The 505-nt window shown below is 65.9% G+C and carries 1 pseudogene; it reads left to right on the forward strand.

What is annotated here, in order from left to right:
- A pseudogene (locus HC022_RS28510) lies at positions 1 to 505 on the forward strand (Fe-S cluster assembly protein SufB); the annotation flags it as partial.

A 505-nucleotide genomic window follows, 5' to 3' on the forward strand; every position in this document is an offset into this window, starting at 1 on the left:
GATGACGCACCTGCCGACGCGGCGGGCCCGCTGTCCGCCACCGCCGGTTCGGACCGCAGGGCTTCCGTGGACGCGGTCTTCGACTCGGTCTCGGTCGGCACCACCTTCAAGAAGGAGCTCGAGAAGGCAGGGGTGATCTTCTGCTCGATCTCCGAGGCGATCCGCGAGCACCCGGAGCTGGTGAAGAAATACCTCGGCTCGGTGGTTCCGGTGTCGGACAACTTCTACGCGACGCTCAACAGCGCCGTGTTCTCGGACGGCTCCTTCGTCTACGTGCCGCCCGGGGTCCGCTGCCCGATGGAGCTTTCGACCTACTTCCGCATCAACGCCGAGAACACCGGCCAGTTCGAGCGCACGCTGATCATCGCCGACAAGGGCTCGTACGTGAGCTACCTCGAGGGCTGCACCGCGCCCAAGCGTGACACCGCGCAGCTGCACGCGGCCGTGGAAGGGATCGGCGTCGAGGAAGACGTCGAGGTGAAATCCTCCCCGGTGCAGAACTGGT

It is taken from the genome of Salipiger sp. HF18, assembly GCF_011806505.1.
Lineage (GTDB): Bacteria > Pseudomonadota > Alphaproteobacteria > Rhodobacterales > Rhodobacteraceae > Salipiger > Salipiger thiooxidans.